Here is a 24,647-nt window from a genome sequence, read left to right as displayed (position 1 = left end):
GGGCTGTTCGTATAGAGACGATCTGGTTGTTCGAAGTTCGGTAAGGACAGGAGCAGCTTATTTTCGCATTGTTTTGGCAAAATCGAGCATGCGCTGAATCGGCAGCCTGGCTTTTGCAGCAAGGTTGGCCGAAACTTCAACTTCGTTGCTGCCATTTTTTAGCACCTCGGCAAGATTCTGCAAGGAATTCATACCCATCCAGGGGCATCGTGCGCAACTCTGGCAGGTTGCTCCTTCACCCATCGTTGGTGCTTCAAGCAAGACCTTGTCTGGTGCTACCTGGCGCATCTTGTTAAAAATTCCGGCATCTGTGGCGACTATGAACTCCTGATGGTCCATAGTCTTGACAGCATCGATCAGGGCGGTGGTTGATCCTACCACATCAGCCTGGTCTACAACCTGTTCCGGTGACTCAGGGTGAACAAGAATGGCTGCATCAGGATGAAGTTTTCTTAATCGTTCAAGAGCTACTGAGCGAAACTCCTCGTGTACGACACAGGAGCCTGGCCAGAAAATCATCTCTGCTCCGGTAAGGCGCTGAACGTAGCGACCGAGATGTTTATCTGGTCCCCAGAGGATTTTTTCACCTTTCTCTGCCAGATGCTTGATAATTGGCAGGGCAATACCGGAAGTAACCACCCAGTCAGAGCGAGCTTTCACTTCCGCACTGGTGTTGGCGTAAACCACCACGGTATGTTCCGGATGTGCGTCGCAGAATTGGGAGAACATTTCCTTGGGGCACCCTTCGTCGAGTGAACAGGTGGCTGCCAGATCGGGCATTATGACCCGCTTTTCATTATTGAGAATTTTCGAGGTTTCTCCCATAAAGCGAACGCCGGCCACGACCAGGGTCTCGGCAGCATGTTCTGTTCCAAAGCGGGCCATTTCAAGTGAATCAGCTACGCAACCGCCAGTTTCTTCTGCGAGATCCTGAATTTCACCATCGGTGTAGTAGTGGGCGACCAGTACCGCGTTCTGCTCTTGCAGCATCTTTTTGATATCTGCCTTGAGAGTTTTGGTTGCGGTCTCGCCGAGTGCGGGCCAGACCGGGTTATCAGGAACATGTACTTCGGGAATGATAGGGGCGTCAGCGTTAGGATGCGACATAGGAATAACCTTTGTGTAAAGCGATTATTATGCTGGGGTTGGCTAGAATTGTATTTACTGTACGGCGATTGTTGTAATCAGCAGAATATCCTGCATCTGTAGGGGGCTGCTGTCAAGAGGTTTTCATAATATGCCAACTCGTAATCGGCAGTGAAAGGCAACTGAATACAAATCGGTATATGGTACAACATGCTATTATTGTGGAAATAATCACATATTAAATAGTGTAAGTCTAATGGTATTGTAATTTTCCCTAAAATTGCCTGCGATAACGTTTTGCAGTGGCAATACCGGGAAAGAGTGTAGTTCCTGTCTCCTGCAGTTCCCCACTAAAAAGAGTTCTATCAGCATAGATGTCTGTCGGGAGGAGCGGTGAAGAAGATAATGAAAACAGAGCCTGAAAAGAACAACATCTATTCGGCGGATATTTCCTGAGGTTACTCGTTTAGTGTTTTAAACGGCTACTAAAAATGATGCAACCTCAAATCACAATAAGGAGGACGCATTCGTTTTGGTTGCATTCATCACTGACATGTCGAAAACAGGGGGGCACCGCCCAGGAGGGACGAAACCCATGTGGATATCGGCAGCGAGTTCCTTGCAGCGCTGGCCCATGTAAGGATGGGCGGGCAAGAATCGCAGGCTTGAAGTATGGAAGATGTACCAGTTACAGGCAAAGCTCTACTGAGAAAACCGTGGTGTCAGCGTGCGCAATTGTCATGACACTCAGTTTTCTACGATATTTGCCTGATTTGTAACGAATTATCGCCAATGTGTGATTACTTTGATAATCAAAGCGATAGATAATCTTCAGGCATAACTTCAGCTTTTTCCAGACCATCTACTGAGCTTTGAAGATGGTCCCGAACCAATGAAGAAGATAACTCCACATCGTGTCTGGAGAGAGCTTCCACAATTCCCAGATGTGCATCAACTGTGGGGCTGTATTCCAACTTAAAGAACGGATCGAAGAGAATCAGGTAGATTCTGGTGCGGTCAAGCAGTTCCTTGACATAGTAATACAATACATTGTTGCCTGAAAATTCGGCTATTTTCAGATGCAGGCTGGCATTTAATACGTCATATTCGTCGAGGTTGGTCCAGTCGAATATGTTTTTCTCACGCTCGACCAGATCCAGCAGTTCATTTACCTGCTTGCTGGATATGGAGACTGCCGTAAGGCGTGCAGCCATTTGCTCCAGCTCCATGCGTACCTGATACGTTTCCTCTATTTCCTGGCTCGTGGGGGTGATCACAAAAGCGCCCCGGTTGGGAATCGATTTTACTACACCTTCAGATTCCAGGCGTTTGATGGCACTTCTGACTGGAGTTCTACTGACGCCGAGTTGCTGGGCCAGTGTGATCTCCACGAGCTGACTGCCTTGCTTGATATAACGCTTACGAATTGCGTTTTTAATCTTTGCGTAGACTTCTTCCTCTGAATTTTTATGAACTGCTCCCATTCTCCACCTGCTGAGTACAAATGATAATAAAAGAGTTGACCAAAGATCCTTCAGAGACAGAACCAGGCTCATATCCAAGGTTATGTCTGAATGTCATAGATGCTGTTTATGACAGAGTTTGCCGCCCCCCCCAATTTGTTGTAAATATGGGCGAATTCTCTAAGCTATAGCATACCTTCAAAAAAAAGACACACAGATTGTGTACAAAAAAAGTGCACGAATATTTGCAGGGAGATGGAGGAATATGTCAGGTTGAAAGCGTCTGTAGGAATGGTGAAACGTCAAGAGTTATCGGGTGAAAAAGAGGCATTGATATCAAAAGAAAAATCTTTCTGAGAGGATGCATAAAAAACTATTGACATAGGCATTCCATAGAGCTAATTGTCCGGTGTGCAGAAAATGTATACAATGCATTGTTTTGCAGCAGTTCGAGGACTCCTTTGGGGGTCTTGCTGTTAGTGTGCAAATGCACGGTGTTAAAAAGCCAGGAAGCGGAGGAAACCGGGTTTCGGTTTTTCGTTTCATATGAAGTGCAAAATACATCAAAATGGTACTAACAGGAGGGATAAAATTAACATTTTAACTCTTCATAATGAATAGTCCAAATGCATCACCAACGAGGGACGGAAAAATCCGTTAAAAAAAAGGTTATGGCGAGGCAAAAACTTCAGGAAATCATAATCAACCGGGACTGGTGCAAAGGGTGCTCTATTTGTATTGCGCTCTGTCCCAAAAATGTTCTTGAACTTGACAAAAAGGAGAAGGCGACGGTTGCTCGGCCTGAGGATTGCATTGTGTGCAAACTATGTGAACTGCGATGTCCGGATCTCGCAATTACTGTGCTGACAAGTCAGGAAGGGGAAAATGGAAAATAAGATCAAATTTGTTCAGGGTAACGAAGCCTGTGTGGAAGGGGCGTTGTACGCTGGTGTCGACTTCTACGCGGGGTATCCCATTACTCCGTCCACAGAAATCGCTGAAGTACTATCCCAGAGACTGCCTCAGGCGGGTGGCAAGTTTATTCAGATGGAAGATGAAATAGCTTCCATGTGCGCTATTATCGGTGCCTCACTGACTGGCCATAAAGTAATGACCGCGACCAGCGGCCCGGGTTTCTCTCTCAAGCAGGAAGCCATCGGTTACGCCTGCATGGCAGAGATTCCCTGCGTTATCGCCAATGTGCAGCGTGGCGGCCCATCCACCGGTAACCCAACCCATGTGAGTCAGGGTGATATCAATCAGGCTCGTTGGGGTACCCATGGTGATCATGCCATCATTGCTCTTACCGCATCCAATCATCAGGATGTGTTTGAAATGACAATCGATGCCTTCAACCTGGCGGAAACCTACCGTACACCGGTAATTCTCCTGCTTGATGAAGCGATTGGCCACATGCGTGAAAAGCTGGAAATTCCGGCAGCTGGTGAGATCGAACTTGTCGAGCGCCTTCGTACCTCCGTGCCTAAAGGTGTTGATTACCGACCATATCTGCCTCGTGAAGATGGGCGGTTGCCGATGTCTGATTTTGGTGGCGAGCATCGTTACAATGTAACCGGTCTCTACCACGATATGTGGGGCTTTCCATCAGCCAGTCCCCAGGTAGTCAATGAACTCCTGCGACACCTGGTGGACAAGATCGATATAAATATCGAGAAGATTACCCGCTATAAAGAGTACTTTCTCGATGATGCGGAATACATTCTGGTTTCTTACGGATCTTCAGCACGATCTGCTATTCATCTTGCCAAGAACAGGCGCGAAAAAGGTGAGAAGATCGGCGTGTTAGAGCTTCAGTCAATCTGGCCATTTCCACATGATCTGGTTCGCGAAAAATGTTCAAGGGCGAAGTCCGTTGTTGTTGTTGAAATGAACCTTGGTCAGGTAATGGCACAGGTAAAAGCTTCTGTAGACAATCCGGAAAAAGTATTTCTGGCAAACCGTATCGACGGCAAACTCATCACACCTTCTGACATCAAGAGACTTCTTCGGGTCATCCAGGGGAGGGGGATTTAACAATGGCTGTTCAAGATTATATCAGACAAAGATTTTTCCCTCATATGTGGTGTCCGGGATGCGGACACGGCATCGTGCTGAACTCTCTGCTCCGCGCAGTGGAGCAGCTGGAACTGGACAAAAACGATATCGTCATGACGTCCGGAATCGGCTGCTCAGCCAGAATTTCCGGATATGTTGACTTTCACTCGTTGCATACAATCCACGGTCGAGCCCTGGCATTTGCCACAGGTGTGAAACTTTCCAAGCCTGAACTCACCCTTTTGGTGCCCATGGGCGATGGCGATGCACTGGCAATTGGTGGTAATCACTTCATACATGCCGCCAGAAGAAACATCGATATGACCGCCATAGTCATGAATAACCGTATTTACGGTATGACAGGAGGTCAGTTCTCTCCACTCTCCGGTTGTGGCATTAAGGCAACTACCGCCCCATATACTACAATTGATAATGATTTCAATGTGGTTGATCTGGCAGCCGCCGCAGGAGCAACCTTTGTAGCGCGCTCAACCGTGTATCACGCCAAGGAATCCACAGAACTGCTCAAAAAGGCGATTCAGCATAAGGGCTTTTCTGTAGTTGAGATTCTCTCCCAGTGTCCGACCCATTTTGGCCGTAAAAATAAGGGTGGAGATGCCGCCGCGATGATGGAAAACTACAAGAACATCACCGCACCGGTCGGCTCAAAGACTCTCGAGGAGAACCCTGAATTGCTGGGACGTGGTATTTTCGTGCAGAAGGAGAGACCGGAATACTGCCAAGAGTATGACAAGATTATCGAAGTTGCAATGAAGGGGGCGTCCAAATGAAACGTACACGACTTGTCTTTTCAGGCTCCGGAGGCCAGGGCGTGATTACCGCAGCCATTATTCTGGCAGAAGCGGCGGTAATCCATGAGGGTATGAACGCCACCCAGTCCCAGAGTTATGGCGCTGCTGCGCGAGGCGGGACGACACGAAGTGATGTTATCATCTCTGAGCATGAAATCAACTTTCCTGTTGTTTCACAACCCAACATTCTGGTCTGCCTTACTCAGAAGGCGTATACCAGCTATGCACCGGAGATACGACCTGGCGGCACTCTTTTGACCGATACACGATTTGTGGAAACGACGAAGAATGTGGATGCCAGACAGGTTGAATTGCCCATGTACGAAAGTGTTATGGAGCAGATCGGTAAGCCGATTGTTTTCAACATCTGTGTGCTTGGCGCTCTGATAGGTCTTGCAGATCTGGTGAAGCCGGATTCTGTCATGAAGGCAATTGCCGACCGGGTGCCGAAAGATTTTGTTGAAATGAACAAAACCGCTTTGGGCATCGGCTACGAACTTGGTCTGGCAAACAAGTTGTACTAAAGAGTAACGAGGTATTTCAGGCCGGGTGAAAGGGACATACAACAGGTTCTGCACCCGGCTTTTTTTATATCCACTGTATTTAGGGAATTATGAAAATTCACGAGTATCAGGCAAAAGAACTCTTTCGGCAATATGATGTTCCTGTACCGGAAGGAAAGGCAGCAGTTACTGTAGACCAGGCTGTTGAAATCGCAGGTGGTCTGGGCGGTTATCCGGTTGTAGTCAAGGCTCAGATCCACGCTGGCGGACGCGGTAAAGGCGGTGGAGTAAAGCTTGCCAAGTCACAGGAGGAAGCCCGGGAGCATGCCGAGGCAATCCTGGGAATGAATCTGGTTACTCCCCAGACCGGACCCGAAGGCCGTCTGGTTCAGAAACTGCTTGTTGAAGCGGGGCAGGATATCAGGGAAGAACTCTACCTCAGCCTGCTGGTAGATCGCGATTCTGCCAGAGTTGTGATCATGACCTGCCGAGAAGGCGGTATGGATATCGAAGAGGTGGCTGAGCGCTCTCCTGAGAAAATCATCAAAGTGGCTGTCGATCCTCTTCTCGGCCTGCAGGGATATCATCTTCGCGAACTCATTTTCGGGCTTGATCTTCCTAAAGAGGTCCAGAAAAGTTTTGCCGGTCTGGTTCGTAATCTGTTCACGCTCTTCGTGGAAAAAGATTGCTCCCTGGTCGAGATCAATCCGCTTATCATCACCGGCGGTGACGAGGTGCTGGCCCTCGATGCCAAGGTCGACATAGACTCCAATGCCTTGTTCAGACACAAGGATATCCTCAGCTACCGTGACACAGACGAAGAAGATCCCCTGGAAGTAGAAGCATCTGAGTTTAACCTCAACTACATCAACCTCGACGGAAATGTCGGCAATATCGTTAACGGTGCCGGCCTTGCCATGGCGACCATGGACATCATCAAAAAAGCAGGTGCCGAGCCCGCCAACTTTATGGATGTTGGTGGTGGTGCTACTGCGGAGATGGTTGAGAACGGTCTGCGTATCATCCTGCGTGATGAGAAAGTAAAAGCGGTATTGATCAATATTTTCGGCGGCATTCTCCGTTGCGACGTCTTTGCCGAAGGTGTTGTGCAGGCAGCTAAAAGCGTAGGGCTGAACATTCCGGTCGTAGTGCGGATGGAAGGCACCAATGTCGAGGAGGGAAGAAGAATTCTTGCCGAATCCGGCTTGAATCTGCTGACCGCTGTTGACCTGAAAGATGCTGCTGAGAAAATTGCTGCTGCGGTTAAATAAACGAAATCGAACCAGGGAGTTAGGTTGTGTCTATATTCGTAAATAAGGAAACAAAGCTGCTGGTGCAGGGTATTACCGGCAGGGAAGGGCAGTTTCACACCCGTCAGTGCATTGCCTATGGCACCCGGGTTGTTGCCGGAGTGACACCGGGTAAAGGCGGCCAGGAGATGGATGGTGTTCCGGTTTTCAATACGGTTCGTGAAGCAGTAGTGCAAACCGGTGCCAACACCTCTATGATCTTTGTGCCACCAGCTTTTTGTGCCGATGCCATCATGGAGGCGGTTGATGGTGGAGTTGAGCTTATAATTGCGATCACCGAAGGTGTGCCGGTAATGGACATGCTGAAAGTGAAAAACTTCATGGCAGGCAAAGCGTGCAGGCTGATTGGTCCGAACTGTCCCGGAATTATTACTCCAGGTGAGTGCAAGATCGGTATTATGCCGGGTTCAATTCATAAGCCTGGCGGTCCGGTTGGGGTTGTTTCCCGTTCAGGAACACTCACTTATGAAGTCGTCGATCAGCTTACCAAGCTCGGTATTGGCCAGACCACCTGCATAGGTATCGGTGGCGACCCGGTAAACGGTACCAATTTTATTGATGTGCTGTCAGCTTTTGAGGCCGATCCTGAAACCAGGGGAATTGTGATGGTCGGCGAGATTGGCGGTAATGCAGAAGAGGAAGCTGCAGCTTTTATTAATGAGCATGTTACCAAGCCAGTTGTCGGTTTTATTGCGGGCTTGACAGCTCCTCCGGGGCGCAGGATGGGCCATGCAGGCGCGATTATCAGCGGTGGCAGCGGTACCGGCCAGGCGAAGATCGAGGCCATGCGCGAAAATGGTATCACCGTTTGTGAAAACCTCGGCCTTATCGGTCAGGTTTGTAAAGATACATTTGGCCTGTAATCAAAATGTCGCTGATCAATAATAAGCTGCATTTTTACTGAACAGTGTCGGGATAACGATACTTTTAGAGTACTCTACCGGAGGGTACCATGAACACGATTATCAACACTTCAGGACCAGTCGCTCAAGGAGCAGATATTATCAGAAAAGCAGAAGGGGTCGGACTCGATCCCCGGCTGCTTTATGAGGCAGTAATTGACCTCTCCACGGAGGGGTTGATTACTGCAAACTGCATTAATATCGCGGCAGGTATATTTTTAGAGGATCTTGGATTGCCGCGTTACTTCTTCGAGCATATCCAGAAAGACTCTCTTGTCCACCTGCTTAAATCAATCGCAACAAGTATCAAGATCGTTGAGGGCAGTGTCACTCTCTATGGTCGTGTTGCCAATATCGATTTCGATCTCTCGTACGGGGAAAGCGTTGGCAAGATTCGCATTGCCACCGATGAGACCCGTGATTCGATGGAGGAGGTGCTTGAAGACCAGATTTCAGGGCACCGCAGGGAATATTATTACTCTCCTGAATCTAAATATTTCACATATATTATTCGGCCTGAAACGGTGGCCGACTTTCCCAAGGAACAGTATACCGGCTCAAGGTTTCTGTTTTCTCTTGCCGGGGATTATGCCATAACTCCGGAGCCGACCAGAAAACGTTACGAAAGCTTTCTCAAAAAATGTGAGAAAGCTGTAGTTCCCCATATTGAGGTGTTTAACCTGCCTGAGACCGGCGAAACCCGTTTAATGTATAACAGCGATTTTGAAAAGCCTCAGTTGCCGCTTTTGCGTAGGCTGCTTGAAGACCACGGCCTCACCCTGGTTCGAGCTTATTGGGAGCCGTACCTGAGTAAATCAAGCACCCCTTCATCGGTCTGTGCGCTCTATATTCAGGGTGAGCTTACCCGGACCATGGAGAACGCTCTGCTTGCCGATCTTCGCTGTTTTCTCTCGTTTTCAGTAAGTGATATTAAAGATGCCTATATTGCGGGAGATTTGAGCTATCAGGAGATGCTTTTTGGTGGCAATGCCATCGATTTCACTCATCTATTCATATATAAGGAGAGTGAAAACGCCACTGACAGGGAGATTCTCGAGAGCCTGACCAGTAAAGACCACCAGGATGCTTTCGCCAAAAGGCTGCAGAGCTCAAATAAGTCAATTTATGGTGATCGGCTGATTACCGAGATGGTGAACAAAAACCTGGATCTGGTCAAATTCCTCTATGCGCTTTTCGAACGCAAATTCAAGCCAGGAGCAGTGGAGCGGCTCAAGGACGGTGAGATTGAGGCGAAGTGGCTTGAATACGATAAAATTATTTCGTCCAGATTCATCGATTTCAGTCTTGGATATGACATTTTCAAGTTCATGTTCAAAATCGTCAGTTGCACCTTGAAAACCAACTTTTACAAGGAGGAGAAACGCTCTTTCTGTTTCCGTTTCGACAACTCCATTCTCGATCCGTTGGTCTTCAATCAGTTTGTTTTTGGCATTTTTTACGTCAATGGCCATTATGCCAGCGGTACCCACCTGCGAGCTGGTGATATCGCCCGAGGCGGTCTTCGACTCATACGGGTTTCCAGGGCGAATTACGATTCAGAGCTCGATAACGCGGTGCTGCTCAATTATGCCCTTGGTCCGAAAGCTCAGCGACTCAAGCATAAGGATATATGCGAGAGCGGTTCAAAGGGTGTTGTTGTTCCTCACCCTGAGTATGCCGGTTACGGCCTGGAGGCTCTCTATGATTACACCGAGGGCATCATGGACCTGATGCTACTCGATGATTCCATAGTCGATTACTACGGTAAACCGGATTTGATCTTCTTCGGGCCGGATGAGGGTACAGCGCCGCTCATGGATGCGGTGGCTGTGAGAGCCAAAGAGCGCGGCTATCCCTATTGGCGAACGATTACCACTGGCAAGTCCATAGGAATCCCCCATGATACCTATGGAGTTCTGGCCAGCGGCGAGTTGTTTGGCCTCTTTAATCGGGGCGAAGAAGGTGTCGATCTGCAGATTGATGGTGAATCTGTAATGGTCACCAACGATATGGACGAGATTTATCAGCGGATAGGCGGCAAGATCGTGCTGAGCGGTATGACCACTACTTCGGTGATGAGCAGTTTCCGCAGCCTGATCAGCCATTATGGTGAACAGGAGGAAAATCTCAATCTGATGATCACCGGTGGGCCGGATGGAGACCTCGGTGCCAACGAGATCCAGTGTTACAAAGGTAAAGTGTGTCTGATCATAGATGGTGGTTCCATCCTGTTTGATCCTGAAGGGCTCGACAAGAAAGAGTTGATGAAGATCGGTTTTATGCGAAACAGCGATCCCCGAGTCAACTCTCTGGGTTTCCCCACTGAAAAGCTGAGCAAGAAGGGCTTTATGGTGCCGCTGGGAAGCACAAATGTCACTTTGCCCGATGGCACACTGGTTGAGGATGGAGCACTGTTCCACCGGACTTTCCTCTCGAATCCGGCAAACAGGAAGTACATCGAAGAAGCAGATATCACAGTTTTCATTCCCTGTGGTGGCTTCAAAGACACCATCAATCATGGCAACGTCAAACAGTTCCTGGAGTTGTTCAGGGAGTTGAAGTTTATCGTGGAAGGAGCGAACGTTTTCTTTGACGATGTAGCTCGGCGCTATATTGCCCTCACCACCGATATTCAGCAGATCAAGGATTCTTCTGCCAACAAGGGCGGGGTGTACAGCAGTTCTGTCTCCGAGGTTCTCACGGCCTTCCTGTTTCAGGATTCGTATGAAGAGCAGCTTCTTGACAACGTGGATAACCGGTGGGCGCTGATTCGGGACATGATCGAACTGGTCGAACGGTATGCTTCGATAGAGGCGAAAATGCTGCTTGAGCATTACGACAAGGATCCGATGGTACCGCTTTTTGACCTGAGTGAGAGAACCAGTGAACGGATTTTCGCTTTTCAGGAAGAACTTTTCGAGCGGATTGAGGAAATTGTGGCAGACGAGGAACTGGTCTGGCAGGTACTCATGCACTACATCCCGAAAGGTCTTATCGAAATTCTCGGACGGGATTCGATACTCAGAATTTTCAGTTCGGAAGAGCTTCAAACATATAGAAACACGATTCTGACCAAGAAAATTGCCTCAATGGCATACTATCGGTTCGGAATTGATTGGCAAGAATATCTCAAGGAGGTGAGCGACTCGTTCCCCGGTGCGCTGTATAAACCCTTTGCGGTTTAACCCGACTTGCTCATGAGCATTTTGTTGAAATAGAAGAAGACAATACGTTTTCAATTCTTTGGGAATAGCGAAAAGGATAATAATTTCGACAGAATGCTCACTAGAAGTCAGACCATGCGGTGCCAAATTCTTCAGTGTTTTGGCTGTAAAAACAGTTTAACACGATTTACAGCCGAAAACTTTGGATCTGAGCCCGCCGGTACTGATGAGAAATTCGGGTTAGCGAACAGATCAGATACGGGTGATTAGTGGTGACGGTGCGGTGGGGCTGGTTTCGCCGCATCTTTGAATAACTATTTGTTTTATAGCGTGAGGCTTATGTCAGTTTTAGCAAACAAACAGCAGGTGTTGAATATTCTGGTGGAGAATCTCAGGAACGAGCATCCACAAGTTGTTGAGTCGGGTATCATTGCCAAGCGGTTGAACATGAGTGTCAAGGATACCTGTCAGCTTATCAAAATCATGAACAGCATGGGAATGGTCGAAAGTGACTCAGAAGGGATGCGGTCACTTATTACCAGGGAAGGGATGAGGACTATTTCCGTCTGAGAAATAAAATGACCGTATACCAACAAAAGGCCTGCAGTGTGTACTATCTGCAGGCCTTTTGCTGAATTTGGAGAATTGTACGTGAAATTATTTGCCGTTTGATTCAATAAAGCTTTGAATCATCATTTCACCCAGCTCTTTGGACCTGTTGGTTGCCGCTTCGACGGCATCCATGATTGTAGTCCTGAGACCACCCTTTTCCAGGGTATGGATACCTGCTATTGAGGTACCGCCCGGTGAGGTTACACGATCTTTCAGCTGTCCCGGATGCTCATTGGACTCCAGCAGCAGTTTCGCTGAACCCATAACTGTCTGGGTGGAGAGCAGCAGAGATTCTTTGCGGGAAAGTCCCATTTTGACTCCGGCGTCGGCCATTGCTTCGATAATGAGAAAGACATAGGCAGGTCCGGAACCGCTCAGGCCGGTGAAGGCATCCATCAGTATGTTCTCCTTGATGAAGACACTGATGCCCACCGAATCGAAAATAGCCTTGGCCAATTCAATATCTCCATCCTCGACAAACTTGCCGGCTGCGATTGCTGTGGCGCTTTCTTTAACAAAGGCACAGATGTTGGGCATGACCCGGATCAACCGAAGCTCTTTCTGCAGGCCAGCTTCGATTGCTGCCAGCGGAACGCCTGCGGCGATGGAGATGATAAGTTTGCTCTTATCGAGAACTTCGGAAGTTTCCTTGAGTACAGTGGCAAGGATTTGCGGTTTGGTGGCGTAAATGAGTATTTCGGCTCTTCTTGCCACCTCGAGGTTGTCGGTGGTGGTGCAGACACCATACTTTTTCTTGAGCTCGTCAAGTGGTTCCTGCCTGATATCGGAGCAGATGATGTTTTCAGGAAGGGCGGCATTTGACATAACGAGCCCGCTGATGAGAGCTTCTGCCATATTGCCGCCGCCAATAAGTCCAATTTTTTTATCAGTTAACATGCGAATACTACTCCTTGTTGCGAATTGGAAAATCCGGACCTGCTGACTGGCTCGGGGAGGGATTATTTACTGGATATGCGGAATTACTGATTAATGTACGTTGTTCAACAGATTTTCGTCAAGGTAAAAAGAATGACCCGTCAGTGATATACCTATAAACAGCAACTGAATAATAACCTGGTGAAAGGCTATTATTCAGTTGCGCAGGGTGCAGACGTGAGCGGGGGTGTGGCAGATTCAGAAATCGGTATATTTTGAAATACCGATGAAACTACTTGCGGATAAGTGATTTGGCTTTGTGAAATCCTGCCGGGGAGGTTGTGTTGGGCAAGAGCATGCATTGTTTACCAAATACAGTACCCGGGTTGGTAACGGAGTTGCATCCAGTTTGGCATTCATCTCCAAGTATTGCGCCGAATTTTCGGCGACCGGTGTCTATTCTGTCTCCATTACAGCGTATGATAACATTTCCTTTGATCATTTTCAGATTGGCAAATTTTGTACCCGCACCGAGGTTGGCGTTATTTCCGAGAATGGAATCACCTATATAAGCAAAGTGGCCCGCTTTGGCGTCATTCAGGAAAATGGAATGTTTGATCTCGGTGGTATGGCCTAATACACAACGCTTGCCGGCAAGGCAGTAACCGCGAACATAAGCGCCTTGACGCACCTCGCAGCAGTCGTCTAAAACTGTGGGGGACTTAACCATTGCACCGGACTCGATAAGTACGCCTTTACCAATGGCAATACGCTCCCCTGTAAGAATGGCACCGGCCATAATAACTGAGGCCCCTTCAAGAATTTCGTTATTTCTGGTTGCTTTCAGACCGCCTTTGGTGGTATCTCCATACACTATCTCTATTTCATCTGCGCTAATGCATTTCCCTTCATGTAGAATTATAGTTTCAGCCAGAGGCTTACCATCGGGAACCAGAGTTTTGTTGAGTTCCGGGTAGTGTATTGAGTCCATGTAACTTTTGAGATTGTTGAGTGCAACCCAGGCATAGTCGTTTTGAATAAATACATCGGCGTATGTGAAATCAGAGAGGTCAAAAAGTGATTCTGCGTTGAGCATGTGTCCGTTTCTCCGAGTTAAAATTAACGGTAAACTGTGATTGTATAGATGATTGAATAATCGATTGGTTACGGCAAAATTAGTGAAAGGTCGGTCGGCTAAGATCAAACTATCATAAAAATCGGGCCTGAGTTCAAGTAAAAATGCAAAACAGTAAAATGATTTCAGAATCATGTCTTGACAATGTATTTCAGATGTTTAGTTTTTTCGGCTGTTTTGAGATAGCATATTTATATTATGTAAAATATATTTTGAATCAGGAGTGAAAAAGGCAGGGTTACCCTGCCTTTTTCATAAAAAGTGAACTGGCCTGTTCAGACCCGAGGTTCGGCAGTGCTGTCAGGAGGTATGTGTGGAATTTAATGATTCTTTGAGCATTAGCATGGATGATTTTTCAAGTAATGAGGACATGGAAATCCCCGAAGTGCTGCCGATGATGGCAGTGCGGGATGTGGTGGTTTTCAACTACATGATCATTCCTCTATTTGTGGGTCGTCCAGGATCTGTGGAGGCTGTGAATGAAGCCTTGAATTCAAACAAGCTCCTCATGCTTGTTACCCAGAAGGATGCCACAAAGGATGATCCTAAGGAAGATGACCTGTATGACGTAGGTATGGTGTGTATGGTTATGCGGACCCTGAAAATGCCGGATGGCCGTTTGAAGGTTCTGGTACAGGCGATGTCGAAAGCACGCATTAAGGAATACACCCGTACGGATCCGTCCTATGAAGTTGCAGTTGAAGTCATAGAGGATGTAGAGGCTGAAGAAATTTCGGTTGAAGTCGAAGCGATGATGCGCACGGTCAGAGAGCAGACTGAGAAAATTATGTCTCTACGCGGCATTCTCTCTGCAGACCTGATGATGATCATCAACAATATAGAGGACCCAGGTCGTCTTGCTGATCTGGTAGGTTCAAACCTGCGCCTGAAAATAGTCGAATCACAGGCGATTCTTGAGGAGGTTGACCCGGTAAAGCGTCTCAAGCTGGTAAATCAGCTGCTTTCTAAAGAGCTTGAGGTTTCTACTGTCCAGGCCAAGATTCAGAATGACGCCAAAGAGGAAATGAGCAAATCCCAGCGGGAATATTTCCTCAGGGAACAGCTTCATGCACTCCAGAAAGAGCTTGGTGATACCGACGAGCGTGCCCAGGAGATCGAGGAACTTGAGGAAAAACTCAAGAAAACCAAGATGCCTAAGGACGTGAAGAAAGAGGCGCAGAAGCAGCTGAGTCGTATGGAGATGATGCACCCTGATTCTTCAGAGGCGACCATCATCCGCACGTATATAGACTGGATTCTCGATATTCCCTGGCATAAATCGACCACGGACCGGCTTGATCTGGTCGAGGCCAAGCTGGTTCTTGATGAGGATCACTATGGCCTGGAAAAGGTCAAGGAACGTATTCTTGAGTACCTTGCTGTTCGCAAACTCAACGAATCCACCAAGGGCCCGATTCTCTGCTTTGTAGGCCCTCCGGGTGTTGGTAAAACATCTCTCGGTCAGTCGATAGCACGAGCAATGGGACGTAAGTTTCATCGTATCTCCCTCGGTGGTATGCGTGACGAGGCTGAGATTCGAGGTCATCGACGTACCTATATCGGTGCAATGCCTGGACGTATCGTACAGGGCTTGAAGACTGTCGCTTCGAACAACCCGATTTTCATGATGGATGAGATCGACAAGATCGGCTCAGATTACCGGGGCGATCCATCGTCGGCCCTGCTCGAGGTACTTGATCCTGAACAGAACTCAGAATTCTCCGATCATTACCTCAATTTGCCGCTGGACCTGTCCAAGGTGATGTTTATCACCACGGCAAATATGTCAGATACCATCCCCGGGCCACTCCTGGACAGGATGGAGGTGATTAGACTTTCCGGATACACCCTTGAGGAAAAGACAGTTATCGCCCGCAAGTATCTGTTGCCGCGACAGCTCAAGGAAAATGGTCTGAAGCCCTCACACATGCGAATGACTGATGAGACTTTGCAGCAGGTAATCACTCACTACACCTATGAGGCGGGCCTGCGAAATCTTGAGCGGGAAATCGGTAAAGTCTGTCGAAAAGTTGCCCGTAAGGTTGCTGAAGGTGGACGCGGACCGTACACCGTGAGCAAGAATAACATCGATAAGTACCTTGGACCACCAAAGACCATTCCGGAGTCTGAGATCGAGAGATTGGAGCAGCCCGGTCTTGTTACCGGTCTGGCCTGGACAGAAGTTGGCGGGGAAATCCTGCAGATCGAAGTGAACCTGATGCCCGGTAAAGGAAAACTTACCCTTACAGGCCAGCTTGGCGATGTGATGAAAGAGTCTGCCCAGGCAGCGCTCACGTATTGCAGAAGCCGCTCAGAAGATCTGAAAGTTGCTGAGGATTACTTCGATAAGATTGATCTTCATGTTCACGTTCCTGCAGGAGCTATTCCGAAAGACGGGCCATCTGCCGGTATTACCATGGCAACAGCGCTCTATTCTGCGATTGTCAAGGAGAAGGTTGTCGGTAAACTCGCCATGACCGGTGAGGTGACTCTACGGGGCAGGGTTCTGCCAATCGGTGGTCTGAAAGAAAAGGCCCTGGCTGCTCTGAGAGCTGGTATCGACAAGGTGATTATACCTGAGCAGAATAAAAAGGATCTTGCAGATATTCCTCAGGATATTCGCGACAAGATGGACTTTTTCCCTGTAAAGGATATGGATGAGGTGGTGAAGATTGCTTTTGGCAAAACTAAAGCAAAAGCAAAAGCAAAAGCCAAAGCCAAAACCAAGGCCACTCCCAGTACCAAGAAGGCTTCCACCGGTAAGAAGTAATTTAAAGCAACGGATTCCAGTTACGATAAGCAGTGAACGAAATTACAGAACGTAGCCCGAAAACAACATTCCGATTATTTAAAAGGGTCGTCCTCTGGACGACCCTTTTTCTATCTCTTATCACCATTGGCATAGTTGTTTGGCTTGGCAGTTATGCGATGGGCCGCAACACCGATATCAAGACAGATTCGGTTATCATCGATATTCCACCCGGAACTTCCGTACGCGGAATCAGTGCCATTCTCGGAGAATCAGGTCTGATCAAGGACGATATCCGGTTCCTGATCTTTACCAGGATCCTTGGCGTCTCAGGCAAACTCAGGGCAGGAGAGTTTGCCATTGCCACCGGGAAAAATCCCCTCGAAGTGATTGACCTTCTGGTTCAAGCTGTTCCTCTCCAGCACAGCGTTACCATCCCGGAAGGTTTGAAAATTGAAGAAATTGCTGAAATCTTTGCCGGTCAGGGGTGGTGTGAGGCCAATGAATATATCAAGCTCTCGCGAGATCCTTCTTTTATAGAGGAACTGGGGCTCGGTGAGATGCCTTCTCTGGAAGGATACCTCTACCCGGATACCTACTATCTGACCCGCAGTAAACATGGCCCCCGTAAGCTCATCGAAATGCAGGTCAAACGTTTTCATACAATCTGGGGCGAGTTGACAAAAGATCTCGCTTCCGCACCTGATATGGCCGATACGGTCACCCTCGCTTCCATAGTGGAGAAAGAGACCGGGGCGCCATCCGAGAGACCACTGATTGCCGGGGTTTTTCATAACCGACTCCAAAAAGGCATGCGTCTGCAGTCTGATCCGACGGTTGTGTATGGTGTAGAGGGTGCCAACGGTCCCATCACCAGATCGCAACTGAGGGCAACCACGCCCTATAATACTTATGTTATACCAGCATTGCCGGTTGGCCCCATAGCCAACCCGGGGAAAGACGCGCTGCATGCTGTTTTGAATCCGGCTGAAACCAAGTATCTGTATTTTGTTTCGAAAAATGACGGAACTCATCAATTTTCGACAAATCTCAGAGATCACAACCGGGCTGTACAAAAATATCAGCGGAAAAAATAGTTCAAAACCTGTAAAGATTGAGATGCAACTGCAAGGTCGGGCGTGACGGGTTCTCTTCTTTTCATAGTAGAGTGAAAATGAAGTGGATTTTGTTCTCCTGTATGGCAGATAATGATGGAGTTTGGAGTAAAAGGTGAAAATTGCTCTTGTTCAAATAAATCCGGTCCTTGGGGACTTCCCCGCCAACTGCCAGAAAATGATTGATTATGCCGGGGAGGCATACATCAAAGGCTGTAAACTGGTTGTTTTTCCTGAATTGGCAATTTCAGGCTATCCCCCGCAGGATCTGCTGGAACGTCAGTCCTTTGTCCGCGATCATGAAAAGGCTAAAGTGGCTCTCATTAATTCTTTGCCGGCGATCGACGTTATGTTTGGTTGCATAGAACAAAGGATTGGAGGGGGGGGTAAACCGCTTTATAACTCCGCAGTTGTTGTTCGAAACGGCGAGGTTGTTTTCAAGGCACACAAGCAGCTTCTTCCATCCTACGACGTTTTTGACGAAACACGATATTTCGAGCCCGGTTCCCCGTCTGAACTGTATGAGTTGGATGGTCACTTTTTCGGTGTTTCCGTCTGTGAAGATGTCTGGCATCATGAAGTGCATGATTATACAGTTGATCCGTTGGCCGAAATCCATAACAAGGCGAATGAACAAGGGGTTAAGCTGAGCGGGATGATCAACATCAGCGCCTCTCCTTTCCAGCGAGACAAAGAGGACACCCGTCGCTCAATCTTTAAGCGTTACTGCAATGATTATGAGACGCCCTTCCTCTACTGTAACCAGGTCGGCGGGCAGGATTCCCTGATATTCGATGGCCGCAGTCTGGCCATGGACCAAAAAGGTGAGGTGGTTGCCCAGTCGCTTGGCTTTGCCGAGGATATGGTGATTGTTGATACTGATAACTGGCGTGGAGATATGCACGCCCAGGTCGATCCGCCGACCATCAGCACAGTATACGATGCGTTGGTGCTGGGAGTGCGGGATTACGTTACCAAGTGTGGATTCAAATCAGCTGTGATTGGACTTTCAGGGGGAATAGACTCTGCCTTGACTGCGGCGCTTGCAGTTGCAGCCCTGGGGAAAGAAAACGTGCTTGGTGTAGCGATGCCATCGCCCTACAGCTCCCGTGAGTCACTTGAAGATGCCCGGCAGCTTGCAGCAAATCTTGACTGCAGCTTTGAAATTATACCCATTGCCCCGCTGTTTGATCAGTTTAAAGAAAGTCTGTCGCCATTATTTGCCGATTTTGAACACGATCTTACCGAGCAGAATCTTCAGGCGCGGATCCGCGGCAATTTATTGATGGCTCTGTCAAACAAGTTCGGGCATCTGTTGCTGACCACTGGCAACAAGAGTGAAATGGCGGTTGGATACTGTACCCTGTATGGAGATATGAGCGGTGGGCTTGCGGTAATTTCTGACGTTCCCAAGCAGCTTGTATATGAGCTGTCGCGTTTTGTGAACATTGCGCGGGAGATCATACCGGAGCGTATAATCGAAAAGCCGCCCTCCGCAGAGCTGAAGCCTGATCAACTCGATCAGGATGATTTGCCGCCATACGAGATACTCGACGCTATTCTCGAGCTTTACCTGGAAGAGGGGAAGGGCATCACGGAAATTATCGATCTTGGTTATGCTGAGGCTGTGGTGCACGATATTATTCATCGGGTGCGCATTAATGAGTATAAACGTAAGCAGGCGCCCATGGGACTCAAGGTGACCACCAAGGCCTTCGGATGCGGTAGAAGGTACCCGACCACTCAAAGATATCGAGGCTAGAGTAATCGCAACGATGCCAGCAAATCATACCAAAAAAATATTAAGTAAAGGAGTGCGGGGTCCGGTCGTTGCACTTATTCTGCTTCTTGGAGTGTTGGCGTTTTTTGTGATACAGGAGGTTGGGTTGAAACGGCCTGACCAGCTCTATTTAACTGCCGCAGGTTCGGTGGATATGTGCCTTTCCTGCCATGAGGATGTCAAACTCGATACTTTTCACGATGCCAAAATGATAGGTTGTGCACCGTGTCATCTTGGCGACCCGCTTGCTATCACCAAAGAAAAAGCCCACGCTGGCATGGTGATAAACCCGGGTGACCTCAGGACCATAGAAAAAACATGTTCTGTTGAGGGCTGCCATCCTACAGATGCTCATAAGGTGAAAAACTCACTTATGGCGACAAATCGAGGTATTCTCGGTACTCTGCTCTATTACTGGGGCGAATCAGATTCCCAGGATACCGATCTGACAGTGGAGCAATTACTGGAGAGCGGTGAGACCTCTCTCGCACTCGACTATTACAGAAAGCTGTGTGCCACCTGCCATTTATGGAAGCAAAAAAATGATCTCCCGGGTGCCCCTGATTTCTTTAACGAAAAGGGCGGGGGCTGTACAGCCTGTCATTTTCAGAAACCAGCCGAAACCGTAGAGACGGTTCAAAGCCTCCAGGGCGATGATGTGGTGAGGGAAAAGAAAGATAAAGAGAAGAAACCCCACCCGCTCATTACCGCCGCCGTAGATCAGACTAACTGTATTCGCTGTCATAATCGATCCGGGCGCATCGGCTTATCATATATTGGCATTTTCGAGTCAGAAGGGTATGGCGCTCCGTTTGAGAAAGGTGGCATGAGCAGTAAGCAGCTGCCGGGTGCCCGCTTTTACCTTGAAATTGCCGACGATGTCCATCACCGCAAAGGAATGCAGTGTATCGATTGTCATACCAGAAATGAGATTATGGGGGATGGCACCAGCTACGCACATTACGAGGACCAGCTGGAGATTTCCTGTATCGTCTGCCATTCTGACTCGCCAGGTACCACCCGAAAGGGGGATAAACTGAATAATCTGGTTGATGCCGATGGTAAAGTTGCCCTGCAGGGTAAAATTGATGATCGCATTCGGCCGCTCAATGGCCCTAAACCCGGTGTATGTGATTTTGAGCCACATAAGAGGGTCACCTGCGAGTCGTGTCACTCAACCTGGGTACCGCAGTGTTATGGTTGCCACGTAAAGCAGGATCAGCGTAAGAAACATCTCGATAAGCTGACGCTAGAAGAGACGTCCGGCATGTGGGAAGAAGGCCGGTCGTATATACGCTACGAGAAGCCCATGCTTGGAATATGGGAAGATGAGGTCGTGATAGTCACTCCGGGTTGCCAGGATATAGTCACTCTGGTTGATGAAGACGGCGACGACGCGGGCGGGTTCAACAGGTTCACCATGGCTGCTATTAATCCCCATACTACCCAGGAAAAAGGTCGCAATTGCGTTGATTGCCATTCATCCCCCAAGACAGTCGGGCTGGGGGAAGGAAAAATATATGAGAAGGACGGCAAACTCGAATTTTCAGGCGTTGAGCAGGGTGTAATGACAGCCAGTGGGCGCACGGTGCCGTTTGATGCCTGGGTGACCATAGATGGTGAACAGTTACAGCATGGTTCCCGCCATAACGTTCGACCGTTTAATAAAGCAGAGCTGGATAAAATACTACGGGTCGGGTTGTGTGTGGATTGTCATGATTCCTATTCCGACCCGATCTGGAAAACCTACAAGGCCGGCATGGTGTGCGAGAGAAGCACTAAGGCAAAAGTCTCGGTGCCGGCCCCCGAAGGAACGGAAAAAGCACCAATTCACTCTGATTACGCAGGAGAATAGTCATAGGTATCGTTACAGGTAATATAGAAGGTCTGAAGAAGAACCAGCTTAAGGTTCTTGAACGCCTTGGCAGTAAGCGCGTCCCGAGAGAGGTGATAATCTCTTCAGAAATGGCACGTACTTTGTGCCAGATCTCACAGGAACTCAACCGTCAGGTTGGTATTCTCATTCATCGATCGGGTAAAATTGAGACAGTAATTGTCGGTAGTTTTTCATCCATCCTGATTCCGCAGCTCTCCCATCTGAGAAGCTCAGGTGGCCGGTTGCGTGGTGTCCGTCTTGTCCATACCCATTTGGCTGGTGAGGACATAAGTGACGAGGACTTGATGGATTTGCTGTTCCTCAGGCTCGATCTGCTCTCTGTATTAAAGATTACCGATGATGGGTTGCCTGAGCGTTTGTATTCCGTACATTTGGTGCCTAACAAGCGGGAAGACGGCAGAAACTGGATTTTTCTGCCTCCGGTACACCCTGCGGCCCAGACAGAAAGTTTTGAAAATCTGGTTGCTGCTCTCGAAGCTGAATTCTCCCGCGCCCATAAGGTACGCAAGGTTGAAACCGGCAAGGACAGAGCAATACTGGTCAGCGTCAGTACCGAATCCAAGATGCAGGCTCAGGAGTCGATGAATGAACTGGTGGAATTGGCCAGAACTGACGATGTCGAAGTACTGGAGACGGTACTGCAGAGAAGGCGTGTAGTCAATCCCAGGACAATTCTCGGCAGGGGCAAGCTCGCCGACATTATGATCCTCGCTCTGCAGCTGGACGCCAATCTGCTCATATTCAACCAGGAGTTGAATCCGTCCCAGATACGATCAATAACAGATTTCACGGATCTCAGGGTAATCGATCGAACCCAGCTCATTCTTGATATATTCGCCCACAGAGCGATGAGCAGAGAGGGAAAGCTCCAGGTGGAAATGGCACAACTGAAATATATGATGCCCCGGCTATCCTCCAGAGATGATGCGCTTTCCAGGCTGACAGGCGGTATTGGTGCCAGAGGTCCGGGCGAAACAAAGCTGGAAATCGACCGCAGACGTATCAATGACAGGTTGGCGAGGCTGGCTAAAGAGTTGAAAAATGTCAGCAGGGAACGGTATCGCCGTCGCTCCCAGAGGAGAAAAAAGGACCTGCCGGTCATTTCCCTGGTTGGTTATACCAACGCTGGCAAATCGACCTTATTAAATACCCTTACCAACTCAGATATCCTGGCCGAGAATAAACTCTTTGCCACTCTCGATCCCACCAGTCGTAGATTGCGCTTTCCCACCGACATGGAGGTGATCATTACTGACACTGTGGGCTTTATCCGCAATCTTCCCGAGGATCTGATTCAGGCATTTATGGCTACCCTGGAGGAGTTGCAGGAAGCAGATCTGCTGGTACACGTTATTGATGTATCCAACCCCAATTATCATGAGCACGTCAGGGTCGTTGAGAGCCTGCTTAGTGAACTGGAGCTGAATTCTATTCCAATCCTCAAAGTGTTCAACAAGTTGGATCGGGTTGAGAACCCGGAGATGATACGGACGGAGTGTGAGCGCGAAGGTGTGCTGGTGAGTGCTATCCAATCAGAGACGCTCGCCCCGTTCCTGCAGGAGGCAGAGCGGATGATGGGCAAGGGGCTACAGGGTTACGGGCCAAATCGAAGATAGAAGCCAAGCTCTTTTTCAAAGGCCTGGTCTTTTCTGAATCTGCAGCCTACAGCGTTGCCCTCGAGATGCTGGACGACAAATTCCCGGATGAGCCTGGTTTTCTTTTTGTCGTCCAATGTGAAATCGAGGCGACCCCGGCTACCGACCTCAAGGCCTCTCATTCCATTGGAAATAAGGAAACTGGAACCATTAAGGGAGAGATTTTTGATTTGGGCTTCTCCATTGCCTGAGGCAGGAGGAAGGAGGCTGTATGAGCCAAAGAGATTCGTCTCCCGTCTGAATGTTTGTCGAAAATCGAGGTTGACCACAAAGACATGGGAGCAGTTGCAGCGGACTTTAAGGTTATGAAGCCATCCTCTGTACTGCTCTGCAGATACTGATTTGACTGCATTGCATTCAGGGCAAACTAAAGTTGTGTGACCATCCTCGTTCACGTAGGCCTTCATTGTCTCTTTGGTGGCCTGATGTGCTGTATTAGGCTGACTCTTTTTCACTTCTATCTATAACCTTGATATTCTGCCTGCAGAAATGTGTTGCCGTTTTTGCAAGCGATTACAATGAATTGCCTTTGATGTTGCAGACTGTTTACAGATAAAGAAAAGTTGAATCCTGACAACCATTATGGTCTGTTGTCTGTCTTAACGCAATCGTTTTTTATATCAAATAAATAGAGGTGAATTGCAGGAAGAGAAAATGCCTTTGAGACCACATACCCGGGGAGATAAAAAAAGTGCGTATGCGAAAATTGAAAAGGTTTGAAGTCATCTGCCTGGGAAGACCCCAAAGGGGCTTAAAGTGGCAGATGACTTGCCGGGCGGGGGCTCAATCGTAGACGATCGAGGTGTAGCGGGCCAGCAGCTCTTCTGTCTCTTCATCGAGATCGCTGGCTACTTCATGGATTTGGTATTCTGTTTTGCAGCCTGTACACCGCATCCGCACTCTGCGGCACATACGGTGTACTTCCAGTTTTGCTGAACACTTACGGCATTTCATTTGGCTTTAGCTCAGCAGCTCCTCTTTAGTGAAAATGGATTCGAGGCGATATCCTGCTTTTTCCAGCACTTCAACGCCACCTTCCTGGCGTTCAACGACTGTCGCGACCAACCCTACTTTAAAGCCCTGAGCTTCAACACGCTCAATTACTTTTATAAGGGTGCCGCCTGTGGTTACCACATCTTCCACCAGGGCTACAGTACAGCCTTCTGGCATATTATTGAGACCCTCGATGTAATTGCCGGTACCGTGTCCTTTAGCTTCTTTTCTTACGATAAAAGCGGGAATTGGCTTTTCTTCCAGAAAACTCACTACAGATGCGGCGGTTACAAGCGGATCTGCACCAAGGGTCATGCCGCCAATTGCTTCTATGTTTTCGCCGCTGTTGTAGACGAGTTCCATTAACAGCTTACCGCACAGGTAGGCACCTTCGGCACTGAGCGTGGTCTGCTTGCCATCAATATAAAAATCTGATGTTTTGCCGGAGGTGAGGGTAAAAGTTCCTTTACGGTATGATTTTTCCAGTAATATCTCTTTTAGACGCTGTCTGTCAGTCATGGGGATGGGAATCCTTCGTTT

Annotated in this window: 20 protein-coding genes; 13 read left to right on the top strand and 7 right to left on the bottom strand. The window is 48.4% G+C overall.

Features of this window, described 5'->3' with window-relative positions:
• Nucleotides 1-57 precede the first annotated feature (57 nt).
• On the bottom strand, nucleotides 58-1,107 hold the full coding sequence (gene nadA / locus ACN5NT_RS07000) for a quinolinate synthase NadA (protein ID WP_419174958.1): 1,050 nt from the start codon (nucleotides 1,105-1,107) through the stop codon (nucleotides 58-60).
• A gap of 791 nt (nucleotides 1,108-1,898) precedes the next feature.
• Nucleotides 1,899-2,570, bottom strand: a complete 672-nt coding sequence (locus ACN5NT_RS06995) for a GntR family transcriptional regulator (protein WP_167495810.1) — start codon at nucleotides 2,568-2,570, stop codon at nucleotides 1,899-1,901.
• Between the two features lie 605 nt (nucleotides 2,571-3,175).
• Here ACN5NT_RS06995 and ACN5NT_RS06990 point away from each other — a divergent pair.
• From ACN5NT_RS06990 to ACN5NT_RS06955, 8 genes are all read left to right on the top strand, one after another.
• On the top strand, nucleotides 3,176-3,445 hold the full coding sequence (locus tag ACN5NT_RS06990; protein ID WP_419174957.1) for a 4Fe-4S dicluster domain-containing protein: 270 nt from the start codon (nucleotides 3,176-3,178) through the stop codon (nucleotides 3,443-3,445).
• Nucleotides 3,435-4,583, top strand: coding sequence for a 2-oxoacid:acceptor oxidoreductase subunit alpha (locus ACN5NT_RS06985; RefSeq protein WP_136798293.1), 1,149 nt, complete (start codon nucleotides 3,435-3,437; stop codon nucleotides 4,581-4,583). The genes ACN5NT_RS06990 and ACN5NT_RS06985 overlap by 11 nt, the downstream gene beginning before the upstream one ends.
• 2 nt (nucleotides 4,584-4,585) lie before the next feature.
• The gene (locus tag ACN5NT_RS06980) at nucleotides 4,586-5,395 is read left to right on the top strand and encodes a 2-oxoacid:ferredoxin oxidoreductase subunit beta (RefSeq protein ID WP_419174956.1); all 810 of its coding nucleotides are present in this window, start codon (nucleotides 4,586-4,588) and stop codon (nucleotides 5,393-5,395) included.
• Nucleotides 5,392-5,940, top strand: coding sequence for a 2-oxoacid:acceptor oxidoreductase family protein (locus tag ACN5NT_RS06975; protein ID WP_136798291.1), 549 nt, complete (start codon nucleotides 5,392-5,394; stop codon nucleotides 5,938-5,940). The genes ACN5NT_RS06980 and ACN5NT_RS06975 overlap by 4 nt, the downstream gene beginning before the upstream one ends.
• Before the next feature lie 89 nt (nucleotides 5,941-6,029).
• Complete coding sequence (gene sucC / locus ACN5NT_RS06970; RefSeq protein WP_419174955.1) at nucleotides 6,030-7,190, top strand: ADP-forming succinate--CoA ligase subunit beta; 1,161 nt, start codon at nucleotides 6,030-6,032, stop codon at nucleotides 7,188-7,190.
• 26 nt (nucleotides 7,191-7,216) lie between these two features.
• Nucleotides 7,217-8,092 carry a succinate--CoA ligase subunit alpha gene (sucD, locus tag ACN5NT_RS06965; RefSeq protein WP_136798289.1) on the top strand — a complete coding sequence of 292 codons (876 nt, stop codon included), beginning with the start codon at nucleotides 7,217-7,219 and terminating at the stop codon, nucleotides 8,090-8,092.
• A gap of 89 nt (nucleotides 8,093-8,181) precedes the next feature.
• Nucleotides 8,182-11,316, top strand: a complete 3,135-nt coding sequence (locus ACN5NT_RS06960; protein WP_419174954.1) for an NAD-glutamate dehydrogenase domain-containing protein — start codon at nucleotides 8,182-8,184, stop codon at nucleotides 11,314-11,316.
• A 318-nt stretch (nucleotides 11,317-11,634) separates the two neighbouring features.
• Complete coding sequence (locus tag ACN5NT_RS06955; RefSeq protein ID WP_136798287.1) at nucleotides 11,635-11,865, top strand: hypothetical protein; 231 nt, start codon at nucleotides 11,635-11,637, stop codon at nucleotides 11,863-11,865.
• Between the two features lie 87 nt (nucleotides 11,866-11,952).
• Here ACN5NT_RS06955 and proC read toward each other — a convergent pair whose 3' ends face one another.
• Both proC and ACN5NT_RS06945 read right to left on the bottom strand, forming a co-directional pair.
• On the bottom strand, nucleotides 11,953-12,804 hold the full coding sequence (gene proC / locus ACN5NT_RS06950) for a pyrroline-5-carboxylate reductase (protein WP_136798286.1): 852 nt from the start codon (nucleotides 12,802-12,804) through the stop codon (nucleotides 11,953-11,955).
• Between the two features lie 271 nt (nucleotides 12,805-13,075).
• On the bottom strand, nucleotides 13,076-13,879 hold the full coding sequence (locus ACN5NT_RS06945; protein ID WP_419174953.1) for a hypothetical protein: 804 nt from the start codon (nucleotides 13,877-13,879) through the stop codon (nucleotides 13,076-13,078).
• A 382-nt stretch (nucleotides 13,880-14,261) separates the two neighbouring features.
• Between ACN5NT_RS06945 and lon the strand changes: the two genes are divergently transcribed.
• The 5 genes from lon to hflX all read left to right on the top strand — a co-directional run bounded on the left by lon (nucleotide 14,262) and on the right by hflX (nucleotide 23,075).
• A complete protein-coding gene (gene lon / locus ACN5NT_RS06940) occupies nucleotides 14,262-16,688 on the top strand; it encodes an endopeptidase La (protein WP_419175038.1) in 2,427 nt (808 codons plus the stop codon).
• Between the two features lie 32 nt (nucleotides 16,689-16,720).
• Entirely contained in the window at nucleotides 16,721-17,764 is a 1,044-nt protein-coding gene (gene mltG, locus ACN5NT_RS06935; protein WP_228721348.1) for an endolytic transglycosylase MltG, read from the top strand.
• Nucleotides 17,765-17,897: 133 nt separating this feature from the next.
• Nucleotides 17,898-19,544: an NAD+ synthase gene (locus ACN5NT_RS06930; RefSeq protein WP_419174952.1), complete on the top strand. Its 1,647-nt coding sequence runs from the start codon at nucleotides 17,898-17,900 to the stop codon at nucleotides 19,542-19,544.
• Nucleotides 19,545-19,668: 124 nt separating this feature from the next.
• A complete protein-coding gene (locus tag ACN5NT_RS06925) occupies nucleotides 19,669-21,417 on the top strand; it encodes a hypothetical protein (RefSeq protein WP_419174951.1) in 1,749 nt (582 codons plus the stop codon).
• 110 nt (nucleotides 21,418-21,527) lie between these two features.
• Complete coding sequence (hflX, locus tag ACN5NT_RS06920) at nucleotides 21,528-23,075, top strand: GTPase HflX (protein ID WP_419174950.1); 1,548 nt, start codon at nucleotides 21,528-21,530, stop codon at nucleotides 23,073-23,075.
• Here hflX and ACN5NT_RS06915 read toward each other — a convergent pair.
• From ACN5NT_RS06915 to pyrE, 3 genes are all read right to left on the bottom strand, one after another.
• Nucleotides 23,054-23,569 (bottom strand): hypothetical protein, encoded by a 516-nt coding sequence (locus ACN5NT_RS06915; RefSeq protein WP_136798282.1) that lies wholly within the window; start codon nucleotides 23,567-23,569, stop codon nucleotides 23,054-23,056. The genes hflX and ACN5NT_RS06915 overlap by 22 nt on opposite strands.
• 328 nt (nucleotides 23,570-23,897) lie before the next feature.
• Nucleotides 23,898-24,068, bottom strand: a complete 171-nt coding sequence (locus ACN5NT_RS06910) for a dual CXXC motif small (seleno)protein (RefSeq protein WP_167495809.1) — start codon at nucleotides 24,066-24,068, stop codon at nucleotides 23,898-23,900.
• 6 nt (nucleotides 24,069-24,074) lie between these two features.
• The gene (gene pyrE / locus ACN5NT_RS06905; RefSeq protein WP_136798281.1) at nucleotides 24,075-24,626 is read right to left on the bottom strand and encodes an orotate phosphoribosyltransferase; all 552 of its coding nucleotides are present in this window, start codon (nucleotides 24,624-24,626) and stop codon (nucleotides 24,075-24,077) included.
• Between the last annotated feature and the right edge of the window lie 21 nt (nucleotides 24,627-24,647).

Source organism: Desulfosediminicola sp. (assembly GCF_048381775.1).
Lineage (GTDB): Bacteria > Desulfobacterota > Desulfobulbia > Desulfobulbales > Desulfocapsaceae > Desulfopila > Desulfopila ganghwensis.
This window is presented reverse-complemented; position numbering and strand designations above follow the sequence as displayed.

What these genes read in the sequence shown, in the direction of transcription:
- ACN5NT_RS06995 (WP_167495810.1), bottom strand. Translation starts at nt 2,570, where the DNA reads ATGGGAGCAGTTCATAAAAATTCAGAGGAAGAAGTCTACGCAAAGATT.
- hflX (WP_419174950.1), top strand. Translation starts at nt 21,528, where the DNA reads ATGGCACGTACTTTGTGCCAGATCTCACAGGAACTCAACCGTCAGGTT.
- nadA (WP_419174958.1), bottom strand. Translation starts at nt 1,107, where the DNA reads ATGTCGCATCCTAACGCTGACGCCCCTATCATTCCCGAAGTACATGTT.
- lon (WP_419175038.1), top strand. Translation starts at nt 14,262, where the DNA reads ATGGATGATTTTTCAAGTAATGAGGACATGGAAATCCCCGAAGTGCTG.
- ACN5NT_RS06985 (WP_136798293.1), top strand. Translation starts at nt 3,435, where the DNA reads ATGGAAAATAAGATCAAATTTGTTCAGGGTAACGAAGCCTGTGTGGAA.
- proC (WP_136798286.1), bottom strand. Translation starts at nt 12,804, where the DNA reads ATGTTAACTGATAAAAAAATTGGACTTATTGGCGGCGGCAATATGGCA.
- ACN5NT_RS06980 (WP_419174956.1), top strand. Translation starts at nt 4,586, where the DNA reads ATGGCTGTTCAAGATTATATCAGACAAAGATTTTTCCCTCATATGTGG.
- ACN5NT_RS06975 (WP_136798291.1), top strand. Translation starts at nt 5,392, where the DNA reads ATGAAACGTACACGACTTGTCTTTTCAGGCTCCGGAGGCCAGGGCGTG.
- ACN5NT_RS06945 (WP_419174953.1), bottom strand. Translation starts at nt 13,879, where the DNA reads ATGCTCAACGCAGAATCACTTTTTGACCTCTCTGATTTCACATACGCC.
- ACN5NT_RS06955 (WP_136798287.1), top strand. Translation starts at nt 11,635, where the DNA reads ATGTCAGTTTTAGCAAACAAACAGCAGGTGTTGAATATTCTGGTGGAG.
- ACN5NT_RS06960 (WP_419174954.1), top strand. Translation starts at nt 8,182, where the DNA reads ATGAACACGATTATCAACACTTCAGGACCAGTCGCTCAAGGAGCAGAT.
- ACN5NT_RS06990 (WP_419174957.1), top strand. Translation starts at nt 3,176, where the DNA reads ATGCATCACCAACGAGGGACGGAAAAATCCGTTAAAAAAAAGGTTATG.
- pyrE (WP_136798281.1), bottom strand. Translation starts at nt 24,626, where the DNA reads ATGACTGACAGACAGCGTCTAAAAGAGATATTACTGGAAAAATCATAC.
- sucC (WP_419174955.1), top strand. Translation starts at nt 6,030, where the DNA reads ATGAAAATTCACGAGTATCAGGCAAAAGAACTCTTTCGGCAATATGAT.
- ACN5NT_RS06910 (WP_167495809.1), bottom strand. Translation starts at nt 24,068, where the DNA reads ATGAAATGCCGTAAGTGTTCAGCAAAACTGGAAGTACACCGTATGTGC.